Origin of the sequence: Helicobacter didelphidarum (assembly GCF_003364195.1) — a bacterium.
GTDB lineage: Bacteria > Campylobacterota > Campylobacteria > Campylobacterales > Helicobacteraceae > Helicobacter_A > Helicobacter_A didelphidarum.
On the sequence record NZ_NXLQ01000040.1, the window covers coordinates 1 to 6,662 of the forward strand.

General features: G+C 30.1%; 4 protein-coding genes and 2 pseudogenes. All 6 read left to right on the forward strand.

From position 1 onward, the window contains the following. Positions 1–2,305 (forward strand): annotated as a pseudogene (locus tag CQA53_RS09740) (hypothetical protein); the annotation flags it as partial. Positions 2,306–2,314: 9 nt separating this feature from the next. Next, positions 2,315–2,995: a hypothetical protein gene (locus CQA53_RS09745; protein WP_115543805.1), complete on the forward strand. Its 681-nt coding sequence runs from the start codon at positions 2,315–2,317 to the stop codon at positions 2,993–2,995. Then, positions 2,992–3,402 (forward strand): hypothetical protein, encoded by a 411-nt coding sequence (locus tag CQA53_RS09750; protein ID WP_115543806.1) that lies wholly within the window; start codon positions 2,992–2,994, stop codon positions 3,400–3,402. The genes CQA53_RS09745 and CQA53_RS09750 overlap by 4 nt, the downstream gene beginning before the upstream one ends. Positions 3,403–3,415: 13 nt before the next feature. After that, entirely contained in the window at positions 3,416–4,150 is a 735-nt protein-coding gene (locus tag CQA53_RS09755; RefSeq protein WP_115543807.1) for a hypothetical protein, read from the forward strand. Beyond that, a complete protein-coding gene (locus tag CQA53_RS13135) occupies positions 4,147–6,183 on the forward strand; it encodes a glycoside hydrolase family 19 protein (protein WP_220272084.1) in 2,037 nt (678 codons plus the stop codon). Before CQA53_RS09755 ends, CQA53_RS13135 begins: the two co-directional genes overlap by 4 nt. 9 nt (positions 6,184–6,192) lie before the next feature. Further along, a pseudogene (locus CQA53_RS09765) lies at positions 6,193–6,662 on the forward strand (hypothetical protein); the annotation flags it as partial.

Below are 6,662 nucleotides of genomic sequence, written 5' to 3' on the forward strand. Positions count from 1 at the left end.
TCAAACAAACCCTAATCAATCTAGTAATACAAACAATCAAGATTCTAACCCTCCTCCTCAAATCATATTCCTTGAAGTCAATCTCACACAAGCTAATGCAAATGATGAAGGTAAAGCCCCTGATATTAATTGGAGCTATATAGTCAAACATAGAAATGAACCTCTCCCTCCACCCTCAAAGGCTAAAAAGCTTGAAGGCATTACTTCACATAGTAATAATAATAGAATAATTAGCTTTGATATTCATTCTAAATTCACTTACCCCACAGAAGAAACCACTGATTACCTCAAAGAACATCATCAACTTATCATATTTGCGCATAAAGAATCTAGCAATAATACAAAGCCCCCAGAATCCACTGAAAAACCTAGCTATAAAACAAACTTTGGGATACCTTATGCTACACTCTATATCCTCAACAAAGCATTGCTTCATATCTCCTATACTCATATCACAACGATACTTAAAGAGAAAGAATACAATATGGACTTTGCCATTACAAATAATATAATGGATTATCTCATCAATCACTTTGATGATGATACTGCCCTCTATGAAATAGAATGTATCAAAGATAATGATGATAAACTCACACATATCCAAATAACAAACAAAGCAAGCAACAAGACATTTGAGATACACAAACAAAGTAAAAATACAGATGAAGAGAGACAACAAGCACAAAGCAATACCCAAACAATAACAACTACAACACAGAGTAATCAAACTACAACCCCACAAAACAATAATACAACACAAACAAATACAGCATATAAACTCTATATCAATGATGAATATCAATTTGATACATTAAGGGCAGTGCTAGGACTTAATATCATAGATAAGCTAGAAGTCTATATATCATTGCAATATAAAATTACCCTTGATATGCTAAGAGAGGTGTTTGAGATAACAGAGAAAACAAAGGATTATGGTAATAAAGAGAGAATCTTAAAAGAAATGGAGCAAGAACTTAATAGACTAGTAGAGAATACCTCAAATAATCCTAATAATGCTCATAACTCTAGCAATGCCAATAATCCCACTCAACCAAACAATATTCATACTACTACAAACAACACTACCCCTTTATTTAAACAACCTAAATATGTAACCTATAAGCTTAATACAAGAGAGAGACTAGAGCATTTCTTTGCACAATGTGTAGCAGAGGTGGGAGAAGATTTTAAACTAGGAGAGAATCTAAATTATAGTGCAGCAATACTAATAAAAAAGTTTAGATATTATAAAGCAACATTTAAGGAAAATCTTAACCCATATTCTATAGAAGTAACATCTAATAAAGATAGAATCAAAGAAGCTTTAAGTGATGGGAGAGTAACTAAAATTGCTGATTACAATGTAAGAGATATTTTAAGTAAAAATGGTGATACAACAGCAGATAATGCTATAAAATTGCTTATTCAAGAAGACTATATCAATGATTGGCTAGATACTACCAATAGTGCTATATCTCAAGTAGCAAATATAACTGAAATCATTAAAAATATGACTGATACAGAAAAAACAAATAAAACTACCAAGAAACCTTTTACAGATGATGAGCTAAAGAATCTTATCAAAGACTATACACCTATAGAACTCATAGAATCCATTGCATTTTATAGAAAAGATGTAGTAAATATCAAATTAGCCTTTGCTCATGGTAAAGTGAGTGTAGATAAAGGTAAGCAATATGAGATTCCCTTCAGTAGTGAATCTAATAAGGCATTTACAATTATTACACAAGCAGTGTTTAATAAGATAGTGAGTGATAGAAAGGATAAAACTCCTAATCAAATTGAGATAGGGAATAAAGTGTATGCTAGAGATGGCAAAGGCAACAATAATGCACCATATAATGCAAATCTAAAAGGACAGATTCAAGATGGCTATAAATATAAGGGTAAAGGACTAATTCATCTCACATTTAAAAACAACTATATACTTGCAAGCAATATTGCTAAAACAAATAATTGGGTGAGTGAAAGTAATTATTTCGTAAAGAATCCTAATATTATTAGAAATAATGGGAAGTATGCTTTAATGAGTGCAGCTTGTTTTTGGAGCAATGAAACACATAAACAAAGTGGAAATAACCACTATAATGCCAACTTTCAAAATAAACATTGCTATGATATAGCAGATAGTAAAATAGGCACTGATGATGATAGGGTAAATGCCATTACTTATGTCGTCAATAGACATACGGATAGTTATAAAAAACGAAGAGATATATATCAAAGAATTAAAAAAGATAATATCTTTAAAGATTTCCCAAGTAAAATCAATCATAAACTTTAAGGGGTAACAATGAAAAAGTTAGTGTTAATATGTTTATTACTTCATTCTATATATTCTTATGAATTTAGTATATATAGTGATGAAGAATCTATCCAACCAAGTTTTGAGTGTACTAAGGCAAAATTACATAGTGTAGAACATTTTTTATGTTATAGTAACAATACAGAAATATATCCATTTTCAAAAGGATATAACCCATATGTAGATAATTTCTTTAATAGTTATTACAATCTCATTATACAAAATATCCCTAAAAGTGAAAAGCCAAAAGCAAGGCAAATCGCACGAGATATAATGAAAGATAGAGATAAAGCCATTATTGAAATTAATAGTCAAGTAGAATATTATAAAACTTTAAGACAAGAGGCTGACAATGGAGATGCTGAAAGTGACAATCTATTAAGATACTCGGCAAAAGAAGGGGTAGATACTTATGTTGTTGCAATCTTTCAAATCGAAAAATCTTATTATAATGGTATGTTATATTTGACAAATTATTTATTACAATATCAACCAAACCTTTTTAATAAAATTTTCTATACAAATCCTTTAAAATATAAGCAATTATTAACGCAAAAATTAGATGATAATGTAGCGACAGGCTTATTGGCAGAAACATGCAATCTTGCTTACAAAGATGGCTTGATTAATGAAACAGGTAAGCTAATCGTCAAGGTGGATTCTAAGTGATTAGAGGTAGAGGAATTAAACAGCTTACAGGTAGGGATAATTATACAAGATTTGGCAAGTATGCTAAAGAACAAAAATGGATAACTACTGATAATTATTTTATCAATAATTCAGATGATATTGTAAAAAATGGTAAATACGCTTTGCTTAGTGCGGTATGGTTTTGGAATAGTAAAACATACAAACAAAGTAACCTTATTGTATCATCGTGGAATAAAAAGAATCTCTATGAAATAGCTGATGATACAATAAATGGAGATACTTTAACAAAACAAGAAGGAATAAATATAAAAAAGAGTGTATATGCTATAAGCATAGGAGTAAATGGAGGAACAAATGGATTAGACAAACGATGGAAGGCGTATCAAAGAATTAAAAAAGATAATATCTTTAAAGACTTTAAATAATTAAGGATTAGGAATGAAGCATATACTACTTATAAATATTTTATGTGTTTATTTATTGGGAGTAAATTTTAGTGTTTATTGTGTAGAAAATGAACTTAGAGAAGATGTGGTAGATTGTGCTGAACCTAGCTTTGATTGTGCTAAAGTTATCAGTAGAGCAGAAGAATTTAGCAGAGTAGAAAGTTTTATGTGTGATGAATTTTATAACTACAATAAATTTTCTGATATATTTTTCACAAGTTATTATAATCTTATTATGAAAAATATTTCTAAGAGTGAAAGGCTAAAAGTAAAGGCAATAGCAAAAGAGGCGATGAGAAAGAGAGATGATATATCGCATACTATACACGAGATAGATTTATATATAGAGAATCTTGAAAAACAAGCAGAAAGTGATGATGAAGAAGAGGCTGAAGAAGCTGACCAAACTTTGAGAGTATATGCTAGAAAACTATCAGACCCATATGATGGCATTACTTATCAAATCGAGTTAGCCTATATGCAAGGAGTTCTTGAGCTTACTTGGTATTTATTGAAAAATAATCCAGAATTATTTACAAAAATTTTTAAATATACTGAGAAATATAAATCTATTTTTTATACAGAAAAAGAATTCATAAATCGATTAGAAAATAAAAATGATGGAATAGTAGCTAGTGCCGAACTATTTATGTCATTACTTGAAAATCTCTACAAAGACAACCTAATCGATAAAACAGGCAAACTCATAGTAAAGATAGATAAATGAGCTTCCCTCAAACCATATTCCTTGAAGCTAATCTCACACAAGCTAATGCAAATGATGAAGGTAAAACCCCTGATATTAATTGGAGCTATATAGTCAAACATAGAAATGAGCCTCTCCCTCCACCCTCAAAGGCTAAAAAGCTTGAAGGCATTACTTCACATAGTAATAATAATAAAATAATTAGCTTTGATATTAATTCTAAATTCACTTACCCCACAGAAGAAACCACTGATTGCCTCAAAGAACATCATCAGCTTATCATATTTGCGTATAGAACAAGTCCAGCTTATAAAACACAACATGGCACTACACATATAGTGCTTGATATTGTGAGTTATCCTATTGTAACTATTAGAGGGAATACGATAGCATTCCTTATGGAAGATAAACAAAGAGAATATACATTGATACAATCTTGTGAAATAAACTATCTAAGGCAAAATATACAAGAAAATCAAGCCTATAATATCATACTTGATACCAATAATCCCCATACTCTCATCATATTGCATAATAGTAATGAGATAGCCTCTATCACACATACTACGAGAAACAAAAAAGGTGAGATATTTGTAGAATCTAAAGATATAGATGAAATAAAGAATCTCTTAGGATTAAGTCCTCAAACAAATCAAGTAAGTGTGTATGTGGATGTGAAATGGAAAATCACCCTTGATATGCTAAAAGAGGTGTTTGAGATAACAGAGGAAACAAATGAGTATGATAGAAAAAAGACAATACTTGAAGCAATAGTAGAAGAGCTAAATAGCAATGATGAATCTAACAATCAACCTATGTATATGACTTATAAGCTTAATACAAGAGAGAGACTAGAGCATTTCTTTGCACAATGTGTAGCAGAGGTGGGAGGAAGTAAGTTTAAGTTGGGGGAAGGGTTATGGTATAGTGTAATAGGGTTGATAAATACACATGATTATTATAAATGCACTTTTACAGAAACTAAAGAATCGGGTAAGATAAAAGTAACATATTACCCTAACAAAGACAGAATTAAAGAAGCCTTAAATGATGGTGGTGCAACAAAAGCAAAACATTATAATGTTAAAAATATTTTAAAACAAGGTGATTCTAAAGTATTCAATAAATCTATCAAACTCTTAATCCAAGAAGACTATATCAATGATTGGCTAGATACTACCAATAATGCTATATCTCAAGTAGCAAATATAACTGAAATCATTAAAAATATGACTGATACAGAAAAAACAAATAAAACTACCAAGAAACCTTTTACAGATGATGAGCTAAAGAATCTTATCAAAGACTATACACCTATAGAACTCATAGAAACTATTGCATTTTATAGAAAAGATGTAGTAAATATCAAATTAGCCTTTGCTCATGGTAAAGTGAGTGTAGATAAAGGTAAGCAATATGAGATTCCCTTCAGTAGTGAATCTAATAAGGCATTTACAATTATTACACAAGCAGTGTTTGACTCGCTTGTAAAAAAGAGAAAAGATGATAAAAAGTCTTTGGAAGCCAATAAAGAAACTATTGCTAATAAGGTATATGCGGATATTAATAGGGATAAGTATCATAAACTAGGTAATATCAACAAAGGTGATGGATATAGATTTAGAGGACGAGGAATGATTCAGCTTACAGGACGAAGCAACTATGCAAAATTTCAAGACAACTATAATCAAAACCACTTAGATGATAACGAAACAGAAAAAGATTTTTTGAGTGATAGTCAAGCATCCAATACAGCTAGAGAAGCAATAGGTTCAAGGAAGCCAAAAAATACTAATGGGAGAATAGCTATATTAAGTGCAGTATGGTTTTGGAATAAAAATAAACTTTATAATAAAGCTGATACGCATAATGATAGCAGTATAGATTCTAAGGTTCAAGAAATTACTAAAATAGTCAATGGTGGAACTAATGGATTAAAAAAACGACAAGAAGCCTTCAAGCGCATACGATTTGGTAGTGAGTGGGAAAAGATACAAAATAAAGATAAGGGAATCTTTAGAGATTTTCCAAGTAAGATCAATCATAAACTTTAAGGGGTAACAATGAAAAAGTTAGTGTTAATTATATCGTTAATTATTGTCAATATATTGCACGCTACCACGCTAGATGAAGCAAAAGAAATCACTCAAAAAGAAATAGAAAAAGAAATTGAACAAAAATATGAATGGAGATTTACTGAGAGTGAAGATTACACTATTAGCTATAAATTTAACAATAAAGAATATATTTTTGTTGTTAAAACTTGGATTGTTAGTAAGGATGATGTTTATTACAAAAATTATAATTGCTTTAATATCCTAGATACTAAGCAATTAATAAATGGGTTTTGCAAGATAGGAAAAATGAATATTGTGGTAAAGGACAATTATTTTACTATCAGTTTTGACGATATGATACCCTATCATTACCCTTTATCTGAAACATACTATTACACCTTTAAGCTCATCAATGGTAAATTCTATCTTCATCAATATAGCCAAGAAAATTTTGATGATGAAGTGCTTGATAAAAC

Coding starts and splice junctions, on each gene's coding strand:
- CQA53_RS13135 (WP_220272084.1), top strand. CDS start 4,147: ATGAGCTTCCCTCAAACCATATTCCTTGAAGCTAATCTCACACAAGCT.
- CQA53_RS09745 (WP_115543805.1), top strand. CDS start 2,315: ATGAAAAAGTTAGTGTTAATATGTTTATTACTTCATTCTATATATTCT.
- CQA53_RS09755 (WP_115543807.1), top strand. CDS start 3,416: ATGAAGCATATACTACTTATAAATATTTTATGTGTTTATTTATTGGGA.